The following is a 16759-nucleotide window of genomic DNA, read 5'->3' as shown; positions in this document are numbered from 1 at the left end:
ACGGGTGACGGATGACGGATGACCGGTGGATGTTGCTTGAAATGATTGATGATAGATGAAATGTCTTGTATAGAATGATGAAATTTATGATATTCTGGTCTATTTTCGGAATATGAAACGTAAAAGTAATTACATAAAGAGTTGGATTTAATTTGAGGAATAGATAAAAATGAGAAAATTTATAGTTTTATTATTAATACCATTTCATTGCTTGATAATCTATGGTCAAAAATTCAACAATTTATCTTACAGCACCAAAACACTAAAAGTTCCGTCATATAATTTAGATAATATGATGGAAATACAGAACGGAGTAAAACAAATTGCGTTTGATTTTAAAATTGTTATTCCTTATCTCGAAACGGAACTAAGTCCATCGAAATGCAAACCTTTACTTGGGAATAGATGCAATCTTTACAAACAGGAAATCAGTCGAATTAAAACTAGATTTCTTAAACTGGAATACTCGAATGAATATTTTGAAAACAGGGCTTATGTTCTTTCTGCTGTTAAAAAAATGAAAGAGATTGACTTTGAGTTACAGCAATCATTGGTTCTGAAAAATAAAATTGCGGAACAAAAAATTAAAATTCAAGATATTGAAAAACAACTTGATTCTGAAAAATGTGAGAGCTTAAAAAGAGAATGCAAAAAAATAAAGAAGTCAATATCTAAAATAAAGAAGAGACAAGAATATATTATCAAAAAAAGTAGCTTTGTTATATTCTCGAATCAAATAGCTGATTTTGAAATATTATTGGACGATATAAACTATCAACTGAAATAAGGTTAACTACGATAGAAGAGAGACTACTATGAATAGCGCTAGATAGAGTCGCCTGCAGCAGACAGGAATTAAAAGAGCAAGCATAAATTAAAAAGTATGTTTGTATATGGATTATTAGACTGTCTGACAATACTCATAATACTTAAAAAAAAGTATAAAAGTTATCATTTTGGTAACTTTTATTATATGTTTGCCATAAATAATTTAGCGTGAAAATATTTTCGAGAGGAACTTTACGAGATTTTTGGAAAAAGCATGGCGACTGCGAACTTCAATTGAAAACCTGGTATCGTGAAACCGAAACATCGAATGGGTCATCTATTAACGACCTTAAATCGGAATATCCAAGCGCAATTATTTTAAAAGAAAACAGGATTGTCTTTAACATTAAAGGAAATGATTATAGACTGATTGTTAAATTTAATTTTGAGTATCAACTTGCGTGGATACGTTTTATTGGAACGCACGCGGAATATGACAAGATTATCGCAAACGAAATTTAATATGAAAATTAAACCAATTAGAAACGAGGCAGATTATAAAAAAGCACTTGAGCGTTTAGAAGAAATTTTTGATGCCAAAAGAGGAACTGATGAAGGCGACGAATTGGAAATTCTTGCAATTATAATTGATAACTACGAAAACAAGAATTTCCCGATTGGAATGCCAGATCCCATTTCAGCCATTAGTTTTAGGATGGAACAAATGGGATTGAAACAAAAAGATTTGGTCGAAATGATAGGCTTTAAAAGTAGAGTGAGCGAAATAATGAATAAAAAGCGTAAACTAACTTTGGAAATGATTAGAAAATTAAATGCCAAATTGCACATCCCTACCGAAGTTTTGATACAAGATTATTAAGTGCAATTGCGGAATGTGTTATTTATAGCAATTCAAAACACAAATTAAACCTCCAACAAATGAAAAATACTTGGGTCATAGTAATAGCAGCAGCAATTTTTTTAATAATCACTTTTTTGTATTGGAAAATGACTAGTGGTTATGCTGAAAATGAATATGGTAAAAAGATGTGGCAGCAATGGGGAACGAAAACTTTTTATTGGAGTGGTGCATTTTTTATTAGAGGCGGAATTACAGTTATGGTAATTTTTCTTTTAAAATGGGCAAATATTTTGACTTTTTAAAAGTTTAAAAAACAAGACTAAAAAAGTATAACTTTGGGTTGAAGATGGGCTAATGCGGACTTGCCCGTGTCTCCCTATACTTCGGGAGTGTAACCCCAATAAAAATATAATAGACTAAACGCTTCGCCCTTTCCGTCTTCGAGCAATATTTTTAGTTTTTTATTATCTTTAAAATAAAATTCCAATTGGAGGCACTCTTAAACTATTTCGAAACCATCCCACCACACCACCGCGCCATCATTATTGTTGGAGGTTTAATATTCTTTTGGATTTTGGAAGGTATCATGCCCTTATTTGGAAAGCCTTATAAAAAATGGCGACATGCCATTCCAAATATTTTTTTTACCATCACCACAATTTTGATAAATATACCATTGGCGTTTCTCTTTTTAAAATCTTCGGATTGGACTATAGCCAATAATTTTGGGATTTTGAATTGGTTGCCTGAAATGCCATTATGGCTATACGTCATTATCGGATTACTGCTGTTGGATTTTATTGGTGCATACATACCCCACTTAATCGAGCACAAAGTAAAACCTCTTTGGATGATTCATTTGGTGCACCATACCGACCATAATATCGACGTAACTACCGCAAATAGACATCATCCACTAGAAAGCATCATACGTTATATTTTTACCCTTACCGGTATTTTTGTCATTGGAACCCCAATAGCTTTGGTGATTTTGTATCAGGCGCTCTCTGTTTCCGTCTCTCAATTTGGTCATGCGAATATTAAACTTCCTAAAAGGGTCGATGATATTTTAAGTTACGTTATCGTCTCTCCAGATATGCATAAGGTGCATCACCATTACCGATTGCCCTACACCGATTCGAATTATGGGAATATTTTTTCGGTGTGGGACAGATTATTTGGAACATTTATGAAATTGGATACAGATGAAATTATCTACGGTGTGGATGTCTTTCCAGATGAACAAAAAAACGGAAATATCAAGGAATTGCTGATTCAACCCTTTCAGAAATATCAAAAGCCAACGATGAAACCTTAATCATAAATCAGGTATTTCCTTCTAGTTTTTTCAAAAGCTTCAAGCCCAGGTTTCCAAGTTGCTTTAATCTCTTTTTCAGATAAACCAGATTCAATTTGTTGTTGTAACTTTTTAGTTCCAGCGTGTTTTGTAAAGTTGTCAGTATTGAAAAACAAAGATTTGTCAGTCGAATTTTGATACGCTTCAATGACCCATTTAAGCGTCATAACGCCATGCAATTCTTCATCTTTTAAATCTTTACCGTAACATATAACATTTTTGTGCTTGGGGTGTTTCGCTCCAAAGTTAGCAATAGGCGTATAGCTGAATTTATAAATTTCTTTGTCTAAAAACGGAGCACCAAATCTCTGAAATTGAAATTCAGTACCCCGGCCAGCATTGATGTTGGTGCCTTCAAAAAGTCCAAGACTAGGGTATAATTTTATGGATTGATCGTTAGGTAAATTAGGAGACGGCCTAATAGGTAAACTATAAAATGTGTTGTGCGTGTAATTTTTTATGGGAATGATATTTATTTCACATTGAAGCTCATTTTCCAACCATTTTTCACCATTAATCATTTGCGAATATTCACCAATAGTCATGCCGTGTACCAAAGGTATCGGGTGCATTCCTAAGAAACTTTTATGTTCAATTTCTAAAGTTGACCCATCAATATAATGTCCGTTTGGGTTAGGTCTGTCAAAAATCAGAACAGGAATTTCTGCTTCTGCACAAGCTTCCATCACATGATGTAGCGTAGAAATATACGTGTAAAAACGAACACCGACATCCTGAATATCAAATATAATAATGTCTAAACCTTCAAGTTGTTCAGCAGAAGGTTTTTTGTGCTTGCCATGGAGAGAAATTATTGGTAATCCTGTTTTGGTATCAACCCCGTCTTTAACCAGCTCGCCAGCATCAGCTTTTCCTCTAAAACCATGTTCTGGCGAAAATACTTTTTTGACATCTACTTTCAAAGCCAATAAAGAATCCACCAAATGCGTATAATTGTCATTGCGAGGCCCTTTTCGCGACGCGGCAACCTCTTTAAAAATGACAGAGGTCTGATTCGCCACAACCCCAACACGCTTACCTTTCAAAATAGGTAAATATAACTCAGTTCTATTTGCGCCAACAATAATCGCTGTGTCATTCAGAGCGGAGCGAAGAATCTCCTTATTATTGCTAACTTCTGTCTTCCGTCCTCCGTCTTCGGTCAACAACCGTCCGTCTTCGGTCTTATTCCCATTCCCACAAGAAATCATTACCAAAACAATCCCAGTAATTATAGAGAAAACTGTATTTTTGAAAACATTAAAATCCATGGTATAATTTTGAATTACGAGTATTTTATAGCTAAACGCATTATTGGTAGTAAAGCGTATAAAAGTAGTATTTCGGCACCAATAATAAAAATTGGAATTGCAGCAATTGCAATAGGTATGGTTGTGATGATGATTGCCATTGCAACAGGTATTGGGCTACAAGAAAAAATACGCGATAAAGTAGTTGCATTCAATGGGCATGCCACCATTACGAATTATGATAGTAACGCATCCCAAGAAAGTTTAGTGCCCATATCTAAAATACAAGACTTTTATCCAGAATTTAAAGCCGTAGAAGGTGTTAAGCACATACAGGCAGTAGCCACAAAATTCGGGGTAATACGAACCGAAACCGATTTTGAAGGTGTGGTTTTAAAAGGTGTAGGGTCAGATTATAATTGGGATTATTTCAAAGAATATTTGGTTGAAGGACGTATTCCAAGTTTCGATACCAAATGGAGCGAAGAAGTACTTATTTCAAAATATTTAGCCAACAGATTAGAGTTTAAGCTCGGAGATAAATTCCAAATGTATTTTCTAAAAGACGATACCGAAAAACCGCCAAATATCATCAGTTTTAAAATAGTGGGCATTTACAATTCCGGATTTCAAGATTTCGATGCCACTTACCTCATCGGAAACCTAAGGCATATTCAACGCATCAATAAATGGGACGACGACCAAATAGGAAACTTCGAGGTTTTTATTGACGATTATGACGATTTAGAACGCATGGGTGTTGAAATTTTCCAGAACACGCCATCAACCCTAAACACTTCCACCGTAAACGAAAAGTTCTATTCCATCATAGAATGGATTAAAATTTTTGACAAAAATATTTATGGCATTATCGGGATTATGATTCTGGTAGCAGGTATTAATATGATAACAGCTCTCTTGGTTTTAATCCTGGAACGCACACAAATGATAGGAATTTTAAAAGCTTTGGGCAGTTCTAATTGGAGCATCCGAAAACTGTTTCTATACAACGCCTCCTATTTAATACTACTCGGTTTATTCTGGGGAAACATCATTGGTTTAAGCCTTTTATTTGCACAAAAACGCTTCAAGATTTTCGAAATGAACCCAGATGTGTATTACGTTACCGAAGCACCGGTTTACATCAGTTTGGGGTATATTGTTGGACTAAATATTGGCACACTAGCACTTTGTCTCCTTATGCTTTTGGTACCTTCGTACATCATTACGAAGATTTCTCCAGTTAAGGCTATTCGGTTTGAATGATTTTTATTTGGCTTCAGGAAAACCCTTGCGCAATGTGTGCTGAGTTTATTTTAACTGAAAATTTGGTGTTTACCATTTTTTGGGAGAAATATTAAAGGCAACGAGTCAAGGAAAACCATTTTCACTTGTCCTAGTTGCAACAGAAGTTACGGTCGAAAGAGCTGCTGAAATTTTAGGATGTTCAAGACCTCATTTAGTTAAACTTCTAGTAGTAATAACTCTTAAAAATATGTAAATTTTTTAGAAATGTACAATTGTCTATTTTTCAATTAAAACACTAAATTTAACATCCTTTTCAATCTTTGGTCTCCATTCTTCTTGACTTGACATTGTATCACATAATTTTTCATGAAAATAGACCTGATACCAAGTTTTCTTGCGGAAATCGCATATGTTTTTATAAACTTTTTCGGAATGAAGCATTAGCTTTAAAATTAATTCATCTGTTGGTGCTCTATGGTTATTGATAACCTGACTTAGTGTTGCAGGCGTAATATTAATATCTTTTGCAAAGACACTTCTTTTAGAATAGATGGTATCTACATAAGATTCTAAGAACTCTGAAAAATAATTGCGATTATCATAAACAGGTTGTTTAATAAATTCTTCCATGTTTAATTTTAACTGCATGAGTTTAGCACGAATAATTTGATCCTTAGATAAATTTTTCATTCTGTTCAATCGCGCTTCCATTAAAGCGGTAGCTTCTGATTTATATTCTTTTTTTGATTTATATCTTGAATCTAAACCAAACTCCGAATCTTTAATTAAATTTCTGTTTTTTCTGCTAGTCATGGTCATATAGATTTATTAAATTTAGTATTTCAGGGACTTCTATACTTAATGTCATTCCTGTTAATATCATTTTGTATTTGTCAATATAATGTTTAGATATTTCGGTTTTTGGCCTTAAAGAAACACATGCTAATTCGGCATAGTCAGCTACTGCAATTTTTGCGGCATGCGCTATCAAATTTCCTGCTATATTATCGTATATTTTCTTCTTTCCTTGATTTTCAAAGGAAACAGTAAGAAGTCTAATGTGTATTCTCCATTCACTAGGAATTCTTTCTAATGACATAAGGCCTAATATTTCACTTGAACCTATTACGCGCAATTTGTACACTTCAAAACCCTGTTCTTCTTTCCAATCAAAAAAATAACGTTCCTTTTTTAATGTTTTATAGTCAATGTCATCAACAAGCGATATTGTCACTTGGTACTTTTTACCTGTTGAAGTCTCGACAATAACCATCTTTTAAAGATACGAAAATGTTTCCGTAAATTGAAATTAGAACAATAAAAGTTTACGTTTTTGTGAATATATTATATATTAATTAACTTATAGGTAAAGTAAACATTGCGTTTTTCTAACCCTCTAACCTCCCAATATCCCTATTACCACTCCCTTTTTCGATACCAACATTCAAGTCCCCAAGTTCCTTACGGGACAGTTCTACAACTTCCATAAGTTCCTTAACTTTTTCAGGATAATCGTCATACACATTAAACTGTTCCCCGGGGTCGCGCATCATATTATAAAGTTCAGGTGTTTCAATACTCATTTTTATTCTTTTGCCAGCATGGCCATCATTTCCGGGGCTTGTGTTGTATGATTGCCATGTATGGGGCAATACCAGTTTCCAATTGCCCTTACGCACACCGTTTAAATTGTTCTTACCGTGATAGTATAGAATAGTTTCTCGTGGTTCAGATTTAAAGTCGCCTTTCCAAAGTGATGAAATATCAACACCATCAATCTTATTATCCGATAATTTTCCGTTTGTCATAGCAGAAAATGTTGGCAACAAATCAATGGCACAAGCCAGTTTATTGCAAATAGTGCCTTCGGGAGTTTTTCCGGGCCATCGAATGATAAACGGCACTCGCTGTCCGCCTTCCCAACTCGTGGTTTTTCCTTCGCGTAGTCCTCCAGACGAACCCGCATGATTTCCAAAATTTAACCAAGGCCCATTATCTGATGTAAAAATTAAAATCGTATTACCCGATATATTGTTTTGCGCTAAAGCTTTACTTATTTCTCCGACAGACCAATCAATTTCCATCATCACATCACCATACAGCCCTTGCACGCTTTTGCCTCTAAATTTATCAGAAACGCCCAAAGGAATATGTCCCATAGAATGTGGCACGTATAAAAAGAATGGTTTTTTTGCATTTCTATTAATAAAATCGACTGCTTTTTCAGTAAAAAGTGTTGTGAGCTTATCTTGATCTTTCAGACTTGTAATGTTCTCGATAACCTCATTGCCTTCCATTAAAGGTAATTCTGGAAAATCTGAAGCCCATTTCCCTTTTGGTGATTTTTCTCCAGTAATATTGCTATGTGGCCACATATCATTTGAATAAGGCAAACCTACATATTCATCAAAACCATGTTGTAACGGCAGAAACTCTCTTTGCCAGCCCAAATGCCATTTGCCAAAGCAAGCGGTTGCATAACCTTGTGCTTTAAATAGCTCTGCAATGGTTAGTTCTTTTGGGTTAATTCCAATATTATGATGCGGAAATAAAGCCCCTGAAAATCCAATTCTATTTGGGTAACATCCTGTTAAAAGTCCTGCACGCGAAGCACTACACACAGGTTGGGCCGCATAAAAATTTGTAAACCGCATGCCTTTGCTTGCCATTTGGTCTAGGTTGGGTGTTTCAAAACCTGTTGCGCCGTAGCAACCCACATCGCCATAGCCTTCGTCATCTATAAAAATGACAATTACATTTGGTGTTTCGGAGTTTTGAGCTCGGATTATATTATTATGGCCAAGAAAAACTACTGCTATAAATAGAATTAAAGTTGCATGTTTTTTCATCTTAAAAAGTTTTTTTAACTATTCTCAATATCACTAATATGATGTTCCAGAGCCTTTACAGAAATCTGGATTTCTAAAATCAAATAAGCTAATGAAGCAATTAACAACAATAAAGCAGCACCAAATACCCAGATAGCAATAAACTGCTGTTGTACATAAATTAAAAACATCGTTAAAACACATAGTAAAAGACTAGAGATTCCTAGTATTTGCATGGATCTGGTAAGGTACAATCGCCTTTTGATGTTTTGAATTTGTGCTATTAAAACACTATTTTTATTTTGAATGTATTTATCATGTAAACTTCTTATGGTTGCTGCATATGCTAAAAACCTATTGGTGTAAGCCAACATTATTAAAGAAATAGCCGAAAACAGTAAGGCTGGCGTAGTAAGTGTCAATTCTTCCATAATTTTTTTAAAGGTGTAGTCAAAGTTAGTCATAGCAAATTAATTATTAGTGTTATTTTATGTTTGATTTGGTGTAGGATTTTTATATTTTCGGGTGGTGCAAGAAGACTTTCTACATTACATATGGAAACATAAAAAGTTTGATTCTAAGAATTTAAAAACTTCAAATAACGAAGCCATTGCTATTATAGCAAACGGGCAACATAATTTAAACGCAGGTCCCGATTTTTTCAATGGTCAAGTTAGAATTAACGACCAGCTTTGGGCAGGGAATATTGAGATTCACTTAAAATCTTCCGATTGGTTTTTACACAATCACGAGCGAGACAAAGCTTATGATAACGTGATTTTACATGTGGTTTGGGAGCACGATTCTGAAGTATTTAGAAAAGATAATTCTGTAATTCCTACTTTAGAATTAAAAGATTATGTGTCGCCTTCAGCATTAAAAAATTATACCAAATTGTTTCATTCAAGTCAAAACTGGATTAATTGTGAAAATGATTTTGCAACTATTGACGATTTTACGAATAACAATTGGTTAGAGCGACTTTATTTTGAACGTTTAGAACGAAAATCTGTTGAAGTTTTAAAATTATTAGAAGATTCAAAAAACAATTGGGAAGCGGTATTGTTCAAAATGTTGGCTAAGAACTTCGGATTGAAAGTAAATGGAGACCCGTTTTTAAGTATGGCAAGTTCTTTTGACTTTTCAATCTTAAGAAAAACACAATCTAAAATTGAAAGTATTGAGGCGTTGTTATTCGGGCAATCGGGTTTGTTAAATGAAACGATTGAAGACGCATATTATCTGCAACTACAAAAAGAATACACGTTTTTAATACAAAAGTTCAGTCTTGATAATACGTTGGTTGTAACACCTTCATTCTTTAGGTTAAGACCAAGTAATTTCCCAACGATAAGATTATCGCAATTGGCAAATCTATATCATAAACATCAAAATCTATTTTCAAAATTAGTTGAAGCTGAATCAATCGAAAAGATAATTGAGATGTTATCTGTTAGTGCTTCAGAATTCTGGAAAACGCATTACACCTTTGCGAAAACTTCAAAAGCATCAAAAAAGGCGATTACTAAATCGTTCATTCAGCTCTTAATTATCAACACAATTATTCCTTTAAAGTTCAGTTATGCCAAAAATCGAGGCAAATCTTCCGAAGAAAAAATTATTGGAATTATGGAACAAATGCCTTCTGAAAAAAATAGTATTATAGATAAATTTAATGCGCTTAAAAAAGAAGTTTCAAATAATGCATTAAAATCTCAAGCATTAATCCAGCTTAAAAACGAATATTGCGATAAAAACCAATGTTTAAAATGTGCTATTGGTAACAAACTTTTGAACAGTTAAACTTTTTTAACCTCTAAACCCCTAAACTTATATCCTATAAACTTTTTTTCAGCCCCTAAACTTTCAAACTTTCAAACTAAAGATTAACTTGCGCTTATGAATATTTTTTACAGAAGCTTATTGTATTTACAAAAGCATGGATATCATGTTTGCCAGCGTATTGCCGATAGGTTGGGGATTCGTGCAAAAGTGGTGCGTACCTCGTTTATGTACATCACATTTGTAACGGTTGGTTTTGGTTTTGCACTCTATATGTTTTTGGCATTTTGGATGCGTATAAAAGATTTAGTCTATACAAAACGTTCATCAGTTTTCGACTTGTAATAAATGAATCCGATAATAAGACTTTTTAGATCCAGAATATATATGGCACTAATTTTATTAGTGCTTATATTGGGCATTGGTGTGTTTGGATATAGATATGTTTCTGATTATTCTTGGGTCGATGCACTTTACATGACGGTAATTACCATGACCACTGTTGGTTTTGGTGAAGTTATGCCGTTAGACGATCAATCAAAAATATTTACTATTTTTCTAATATTGGCAAGTATAATTATTGTGGGTTATGCGTTGTCTATAATTACCGAATTTATTTTAAGCAAAAATAATATTGAAGAATTAAAACATAAAAAGATGCAGAAGAAAATAGATAGTTTTAGCGATCATGTTGTTATTTGCGGTTACGGTAGAAATGGGAAACAGGCAGCTATAAAATTACAAGCTCACAACAAATCATTCGTTGTAATTGAAAGGGATAAAGAAGTGGAGGAGCGTTTAAAACATGATGAAGTGCCTTATGTAATTGGAAATGCGAACGAAGACGAAACACTAATTATGGCAGGTGTAGAAAGGGCGTCTAATTTTATATCTGCATTACCAAATGATGCCGATAATTTGTTTGTGGTACTTTCTACAAGACAAATGAATAGCAAAATAAATATTATCAGTAGGGCATCTCAGGAATCTTCTTATCAGAAATTAAAGTTTGCAGGGGCCAATAATGTGATTTTACCTGATAAGATAGGAGGAGATCATATGGCATCTTTAGTTGTGGTTCCTGGTTTAATGGAGTTTATTGATAATTTGTCGATTGTTGGGAAATCAAAAATAAATCTAGAAGAGGTTGCAGTAGAAAAGTTGTTCAATTCAAAAAAGGCGAGAACGATTAAAGATTTAGATTTAAGAAAAAAAACAGGCTGTACCGTAATTGGTTATAAAGATGAAAACGGAGAATATACCTTAAATCCAGAGGCAGAATTAATTCTAGCTCCAAACTCAAAAATTATAGTTTTAGGCAGACCAGAACAAATACAAGATTTAAATTCCATATACGATATTGACATAGAGGATTCATAACAATTAAGTCATTATGTTTTAAAAATCGATTTTTTTTTAGCATCTTGCTAACTTCTTATGCGCATTTTTCAATAATCAACTAACAGATTTTTTACTATGAAGAAATATCTTCTTTCAATATGTACATTGTTCTTACCATTAATAAACTTCGCTCAAGAATCAACTTCAGAACAAATAGATAGAGTCTTTAAAGATTATACAGGTTGGTTTGTGGATGCTATTTTTTATGAAATTCCATTTTCGGAAACCTACAAAATTCCGTGGGTACTTATAGTGTTAATTGGTGGTGCATTATTTTTTACATTCTACTTTAGATTTATAAATATTACAGGTTTTAGAACAGCCGTACGTGTTGTTCAAGGTAAATATGAGGATATTGAAAAACACGGTGCCGATACACTTTATGGCGACATGACCCCAAATGAAGATGAAAATATTATTGAAACCTTAAGGGACGATGGTGCCCATGGAGAAGTATCTCACTTTCAGGCATTAACAGCCGCTTTGTCCGCAACCGTAGGTTTGGGGAATATAGCTGGTGTTGCGGTGGCATTGTCCATTGGTGGCCCTGGTGCAACATTTTGGATGATTCTTGCAGGTTTGCTGGGTATGGCATCAAAATTTGCAGAATGTACCTTGGGTGTAAAATATCGAGATGTTGGGGAAGATGGTACTGTTTATGGCGGTCCTATGTATTACTTGACCAAGGGGCTTAAGGAAAAAGGTATGAAAGGGTTTGGTAAAGTACTTGCCGTATTATTTGCCATATTCGTAATAGGTGGTTCTTTTGGTGGCGGAAATATGTTTCAAGCAAACCAAGCAGCGGCTCAATTTATAAAATTATTTAATTTTGAAAGTACCAATGCAGGTATGTATTTTGGACTAGGTATGGCTGTAATTGTGGCTGTAGTAATTATTGGGGGCATTAAAAGAATAGCTTCGGTAACCGAAAAAATAGTACCTTTTATGGCAGGAATCTATGTGTTGGCATCTTTAATAATTCTGGGTGCTAATTGGACATTGATTGATGATGCGTTCGCTTTAATTTATCATGGTGCATTTTCTGGATTAGGAATAGCAGGCGGTCTTGTTGGAGTTATGATTCAAGGCATTAGAAGAGGTGCTTTTTCCAACGAAGCTGGTGTTGGTAGTGCTGCAATTGCGCATTCCGCAGTAAGAACTAAATATCCTGCAAGTGAAGGGATTGTTGCGCTTTTAGAGCCATTTGTGGATACAGTAGTTATTTGTACCATGACAGCTTTAGTGATTGTTATTACCAATTTTGACGGCAGTTTTATGGAATATGGCGTGCCAATTAAAAAAGGTGTAGAGCTAACTGCTACCGCTTTTGATACTGTAATCCCACACTTTTCGGTTGTATTGACAGTTGCGGTAATTTTATTTGCATTTTCAACCATGATTTCTTGGTCGTATTACGGCATGCAAGGGTGGGTGTTTTTGTTTGGTAAAGGGAAAATAACCGACTTGGTATATAAAGTATTATTCTTATTTTTCGTTGTGGTAGGATCTTCTATCAGTCTTGGAGCGGTTATAGATTTCTCCGATGCCATGATTTTCGCCATGGTAGTTCCAAATATTATCGGGGTAATTATACTGTCGCCAGTTATTAGTAAGGAATTGAAAAAGTATTTAAAAGCTATAAGTTTAAAACAAGATGCTTTGGATGAAGGTGCTGAAGATTTAACCAAGCACATGTAATAAAAACATTTAAATTGAAATTATATGAAATCCCATTTTGTATTCACTAAAGAACAACGAAATGGGATTTTTTTATTGTTATTTATCATAGTTGTACTGCAATGTATTTATTTTTTTGTTGTTCCAATGGCTGTTGAGAATAATTCTGAAGATATTTCAATAAATGAAACCGAATTACAACAATATGAAGCTGAAATTGATTCACTTCGAAAAGTCGAAATTGAAGCAAGAAAGCCTAAAATTTATCCTTTCAATCCAAATTTCATTACAGATTATAAAGGCGCAACTTTAGGAATGAGCAACGCCGAAATTGATAAATTGCTTGCATTCCGAAAAGCAGACCAATGGATTAACTCCACAAAACAGTTTCAGGACGTTACAGGTGTTTCAGATTCTTTACTTGCTGCAATAAGTCCGTATTTTAAATTTCCGGAATGGGTTACAAATCCTAAACCAAAACATGTATTTTCAAATTCATACAACAATAAACCAAAAACCTACGCTCAAAAAAGAGACTTAAATACGGCTTCCGCAAAAGAGTTGCAACGTGTTAATGGCATTGGAGGAGTATTGTCTCAACGCATCATAAAGTATCGCGATAAATTCAAAGGCGGTTTTATTGCAGATGTTCAATTACAAGAGGTTTATGGTTTAACCTCAGAAGTGATTTCGAACATCACTAAAGAGTTCACAGTAAAAACACCCCGAAAAATCAACAAAATAAATATCAATTCGGCAACAGCTGACGAACTAGTTACAATTCAGCATATAGACTACGAAATAGCACACAATATTATCGAATACCGTCAGTTGCACGAAGGCTTTAGGTCTTTAGACGAATTAACAAAAGTTAAAGACTTCCCGATAAGCAAAGTAGAAATAATTAAATTATCTTTGCAAATTCAATAAAAAGAGTACATTAAAATTTCCTATCCTAACAAACCGAACAGGCGTTTAATGTGTATCTAAAAATTACGGTATGACAAGTATGTATTTTACTGAAGAGCATCATCTCTTTAGAAAAAGTTTGCAGGATTTTCTGAAGAAAGAGGTTGTGCCTCACATCGAAAGTTGGGAAACATCTGGAGAAATAGATCCATCTATTTGGGTAAAGTTTGGCGACATGGGTTTTTTGGGAATTAACTATCCTGAAGCCTATGGCGGTTTAAATCTAGATTTATTCTACACCGTAATACTATTGGAAGAATTGCAAAAAATCAATTCAGGCGGATTTGCAGCAGCAGTTTGGGCGCATGTGTATTTAGCAATGACGCATTTAAATGCCGAAGGCGACGAGGCCATAAAGCAAAACTACCTTACCCCAAGTATTTCAGGAGAAAAAATAGGCTGTCTGTGCATTACCGAACCTTTTGGCGGAAGCGATGTGGCAGGTATGAGAACAACCGCCATTAAGCAAGGCGATAATTACATTATCAACGGTTCTAAAACATTTATAACCAATGGTGTAAGTAGCGATTATTTAATTATAGCCGCCAAAACCACACCAGAATTAGGAAATAAAGGCATCAGCATATTTGTTATAGATAGAGCAACCAAAGGCGTTTCGGCAACCAAATTGGATAAATTGGGTTGGCGCGCATCAGATACAGGAGAAATAGCGTTTGATAACGTTAGCATTCCCGCAAGTAACTTAATGGGCGATGAAAACAAAGGCTTCAATTACATCATGCAACATTTTGCTTTAGAGCGTTTAATTATGGGCATTAACGCCCACGCCAGAGCAGAATTTGCACTAGAATACGCCTTGCAATATATGAGCGAACGTCATGCTTTTGGAAAAACTATAGATAAATTTCAAGCACTTCGACATACTATTTCAGAGTTGTATGCCGATTTAGAGATATGCAAAAGCTATAACTACGCAGTAGCCAATGCACTCAATAAAGGCGAATATGTGGTAAAAGAAGCTACAATTTCAAAATTGAAGTCCACCAAAATGGCCGATGATGTTATTTACCAATGTCTTCAGTTTTTGGGCGGTTACGGTTATATGGAAGACTATCCCATGGCGCGTTTGTTTAGAGACAGCAGACTAGGGCCTATTGGTGGCGGAACCTCAGAGATTTTAAGAGAGATTCTTGCAAAAATTATTATTGATAAAAAGGAGTATAAACCTGCGACTTAAATAGTTGTTATTTTTGAGGTGTTTTTTGTCATTCCTGCGAAGGCAGGAATCCACTAATAAATATTCAGCTTAAACCAAAAGTTATTGGTCAATTTATTGTAAAAGCAAAAGGGTGCCGTTTCAATCTCTAACGCGGGTGTTTGCTAGGTTTTGGGTAAGTCTTAAATGTGTGTTTACTATCAGTTTTTCCGTCTTAAAACTCTATGTAATAAAACAGACTCAAGTTGCTGGTGCTCGTTTTTAACGAGTACCCATAAAATATTTAAACTCAATACGGTACTCGTTTTAAACGAGCACTAGCGGGGGTATAAACCTGCTACTTAATTTTTTTGCTAATATTTCGATGTATGTTCAGGTTTTATTCTAGAGATTATTAGATATCAAGATTTGTAATAGGAGAAGAACTCATTTAGAAATTTTAAAAATATAAAACTTAGGGCTCATGCCCAATATTTTAGTTTGATATTTCGCATAATTACATAAGGTATAGATTTGTAAATGATTTTCCTCGAGAAATTTAAATGCATAAAAGTACTTAAATAAGTACTTTTTTATTATTTTTGCGTTATGGAAACAGTAAATTACACAGACTTTCGCTCAAATCTAAAACATTGGTTCGATAAAGTAATCAATGATGTTAGTGATATTGTCATTAAACGAAAAAATGGTAAAGACCTTGTATTAATTTCATTGGACGAATACAACTCGTTAAAAGAAACCACCTATTTGCTAACTGGCAAAAACAGAGACGTATTATTAAATTCTATCAAAGAGCTTGAAGCTGGAAACGGCATTCAAAAAGATGTATTAGAATAAATGAAATTAACGTGGTCTAGTTCTTCATGGGAAGATTATTTGTATTGGCAAAAAGTTGATAAGAAAATCGTCAAACGAATTAATGAACTCCTTAAAAGCTGTATGCGAACACCTTTTGAGGGCATCGGAAAACCCGAAGCTCTAAAAGGAGACTTGCAAGGGTATTGGTCTAGAAGAATAAGTTCAGAACATAGATTGGTTTATAAATATAAAGATGAACACATTTTGATAGCAGCTTGTCGATATCATTATGGAAAATAATATATAGGTTGCTGGTGCTCGTTTGTAACGAGTACCTATAACTATGCTTTTAGCAATCAGTTTCTATACATAGTTATATTATTAACTTAACTTTGATGTAAATTATTTAGATTTACTCAATACCGTACTCGTTGCAAACGAGTACTAGCGGGGCGTTCCTTCCAACGTTTTTTGCAATACAGAATTTATTTTTGAGTCAATAATGTCTGTTAATTTCCCAGACACTATCCTAAAATCTGTGTAAGTTTCAAAACTCAGGGTTAAATTATTTATAGTTTAATCCTGTTTTCAAATATAGCTAAAAATTGGTTCAATATAATTCCCCAATTTCTAATTGGCATT

General features: G+C 34.2%; 19 protein-coding genes. 14 read left to right on the top strand and 5 right to left on the bottom strand.

Features of this window, described 5'->3' with window-relative positions; genetic code table 11:
- Positions 1 to 169: 169 nt before the first annotated feature.
- The 5 genes from ABXQ82_RS18000 (at position 170) to ABXQ82_RS17980 (ending at position 2948) form a co-directional block, all read left to right on the top strand.
- Positions 170 to 787, top strand: coding sequence for a hypothetical protein (locus ABXQ82_RS18000; protein ID WP_367063054.1), 618 nt, complete (start codon positions 170 to 172; stop codon positions 785 to 787).
- A gap of 209 nt (positions 788 to 996) precedes the next feature.
- Complete coding sequence (locus ABXQ82_RS17995) at positions 997 to 1290, top strand: type II toxin-antitoxin system HigB family toxin (RefSeq protein ID WP_367063052.1); 294 nt, start codon at positions 997 to 999, stop codon at positions 1288 to 1290.
- Position 1291: 1 nt separating this feature from the next.
- On the top strand, positions 1292 to 1648 hold the full coding sequence (locus tag ABXQ82_RS17990; RefSeq protein WP_367063050.1) for a helix-turn-helix domain-containing protein: 357 nt from the start codon (positions 1292 to 1294) through the stop codon (positions 1646 to 1648).
- A gap of 59 nt (positions 1649 to 1707) precedes the next feature.
- Positions 1708 to 1932 carry a hypothetical protein gene (locus tag ABXQ82_RS17985; protein WP_367063048.1) on the top strand — a complete coding sequence of 75 codons (225 nt, stop codon included), beginning with the start codon at positions 1708 to 1710 and terminating at the stop codon, positions 1930 to 1932.
- Between the two features lie 185 nt (positions 1933 to 2117).
- A complete protein-coding gene (locus tag ABXQ82_RS17980; RefSeq protein WP_367063046.1) occupies positions 2118 to 2948 on the top strand; it encodes a sterol desaturase family protein in 831 nt (276 codons plus the stop codon).
- On the opposite strand, the gene ABXQ82_RS17975 is transcribed toward ABXQ82_RS17980, so the two are convergent.
- On the bottom strand, positions 2945 to 4258 hold the full coding sequence (locus tag ABXQ82_RS17975; protein WP_367063044.1) for a DUF1343 domain-containing protein: 1314 nt from the start codon (positions 4256 to 4258) through the stop codon (positions 2945 to 2947). The two genes, ABXQ82_RS17980 and ABXQ82_RS17975, sit on opposite strands and share 4 nt — an antisense overlap.
- Positions 4259 to 4267: 9 nt before the next feature.
- Between ABXQ82_RS17975 and ABXQ82_RS17970 the strand changes: the two genes are divergently transcribed.
- Positions 4268 to 5503, top strand: a complete 1236-nt coding sequence (locus tag ABXQ82_RS17970; protein ID WP_367063042.1) for an FtsX-like permease family protein — start codon at positions 4268 to 4270, stop codon at positions 5501 to 5503.
- A 258-nt stretch (positions 5504 to 5761) separates the two neighbouring features.
- Here ABXQ82_RS17970 and ABXQ82_RS17965 read toward each other — a convergent pair whose 3' ends face one another.
- The 4 genes from ABXQ82_RS17965 to ABXQ82_RS17950 form a co-directional block, all read right to left on the bottom strand.
- Entirely contained in the window at positions 5762 to 6298 is a 537-nt protein-coding gene (locus tag ABXQ82_RS17965) for a hypothetical protein (RefSeq protein WP_367063040.1), read from the bottom strand.
- Positions 6291 to 6758 carry an N-acetyltransferase gene (locus ABXQ82_RS17960; RefSeq protein WP_367063038.1) on the bottom strand — a complete coding sequence of 156 codons (468 nt, stop codon included), beginning with the start codon at positions 6756 to 6758 and terminating at the stop codon, positions 6291 to 6293. Before ABXQ82_RS17960 ends, ABXQ82_RS17965 begins: the two co-directional genes overlap by 8 nt.
- Before the next feature lie 115 nt (positions 6759 to 6873).
- Positions 6874 to 8334, bottom strand: a complete 1461-nt coding sequence (locus tag ABXQ82_RS17955) for a sulfatase (RefSeq protein WP_367063036.1) — start codon at positions 8332 to 8334, stop codon at positions 6874 to 6876.
- Between the two features lie 14 nt (positions 8335 to 8348).
- Positions 8349 to 8744 carry a DUF2721 domain-containing protein gene (locus tag ABXQ82_RS17950; protein WP_367063110.1) on the bottom strand — a complete coding sequence of 132 codons (396 nt, stop codon included), beginning with the start codon at positions 8742 to 8744 and terminating at the stop codon, positions 8349 to 8351.
- Positions 8745 to 8841: 97 nt separating this feature from the next.
- Between ABXQ82_RS17950 and ABXQ82_RS17945 the strand changes: the two genes are divergently transcribed.
- From ABXQ82_RS17945 to ABXQ82_RS17910, 8 genes are all read left to right on the top strand, one after another.
- On the top strand, positions 8842 to 10116 hold the full coding sequence (locus tag ABXQ82_RS17945) for a DUF2851 family protein (RefSeq protein WP_367063034.1): 1275 nt from the start codon (positions 8842 to 8844) through the stop codon (positions 10114 to 10116).
- A 96-nt stretch (positions 10117 to 10212) separates the two neighbouring features.
- The gene (locus tag ABXQ82_RS17940; RefSeq protein ID WP_367063032.1) at positions 10213 to 10440 is read left to right on the top strand and encodes a PspC domain-containing protein; all 228 of its coding nucleotides are present in this window, start codon (positions 10213 to 10215) and stop codon (positions 10438 to 10440) included.
- A 42-nt stretch (positions 10441 to 10482) separates the two neighbouring features.
- Entirely contained in the window at positions 10483 to 11475 is a 993-nt protein-coding gene (locus tag ABXQ82_RS17935) for a potassium channel protein (protein ID WP_367063030.1), read from the top strand.
- Between the two features lie 96 nt (positions 11476 to 11571).
- Positions 11572 to 13194 carry an alanine/glycine:cation symporter family protein gene (locus ABXQ82_RS17930; RefSeq protein ID WP_367063028.1) on the top strand — a complete coding sequence of 541 codons (1623 nt, stop codon included), beginning with the start codon at positions 11572 to 11574 and terminating at the stop codon, positions 13192 to 13194.
- Positions 13195 to 13218: 24 nt separating this feature from the next.
- Entirely contained in the window at positions 13219 to 14103 is an 885-nt protein-coding gene (locus tag ABXQ82_RS17925) for a helix-hairpin-helix domain-containing protein (protein WP_367063026.1), read from the top strand.
- Positions 14104 to 14173: 70 nt separating this feature from the next.
- Positions 14174 to 15340: an acyl-CoA dehydrogenase family protein gene (locus tag ABXQ82_RS17920; protein ID WP_367063024.1), complete on the top strand. Its 1167-nt coding sequence runs from the start codon at positions 14174 to 14176 to the stop codon at positions 15338 to 15340.
- A gap of 567 nt (positions 15341 to 15907) precedes the next feature.
- Positions 15908 to 16156, top strand: a complete 249-nt coding sequence (locus tag ABXQ82_RS17915) for a type II toxin-antitoxin system prevent-host-death family antitoxin (protein ID WP_367063022.1) — start codon at positions 15908 to 15910, stop codon at positions 16154 to 16156.
- Positions 16157 to 16417 (top strand): Txe/YoeB family addiction module toxin, encoded by a 261-nt coding sequence (locus tag ABXQ82_RS17910; RefSeq protein WP_367063020.1) that lies wholly within the window; start codon positions 16157 to 16159, stop codon positions 16415 to 16417.
- Positions 16418 to 16759: the final 342 nt, after the last annotated feature.

It is taken from the genome of Algibacter sp. 2305UL17-15, assembly GCF_040720935.1.
Lineage (GTDB): Bacteria > Bacteroidota > Bacteroidia > Flavobacteriales > Flavobacteriaceae > Jejuia.
This window is presented reverse-complemented; position numbering and strand designations above follow the sequence as displayed.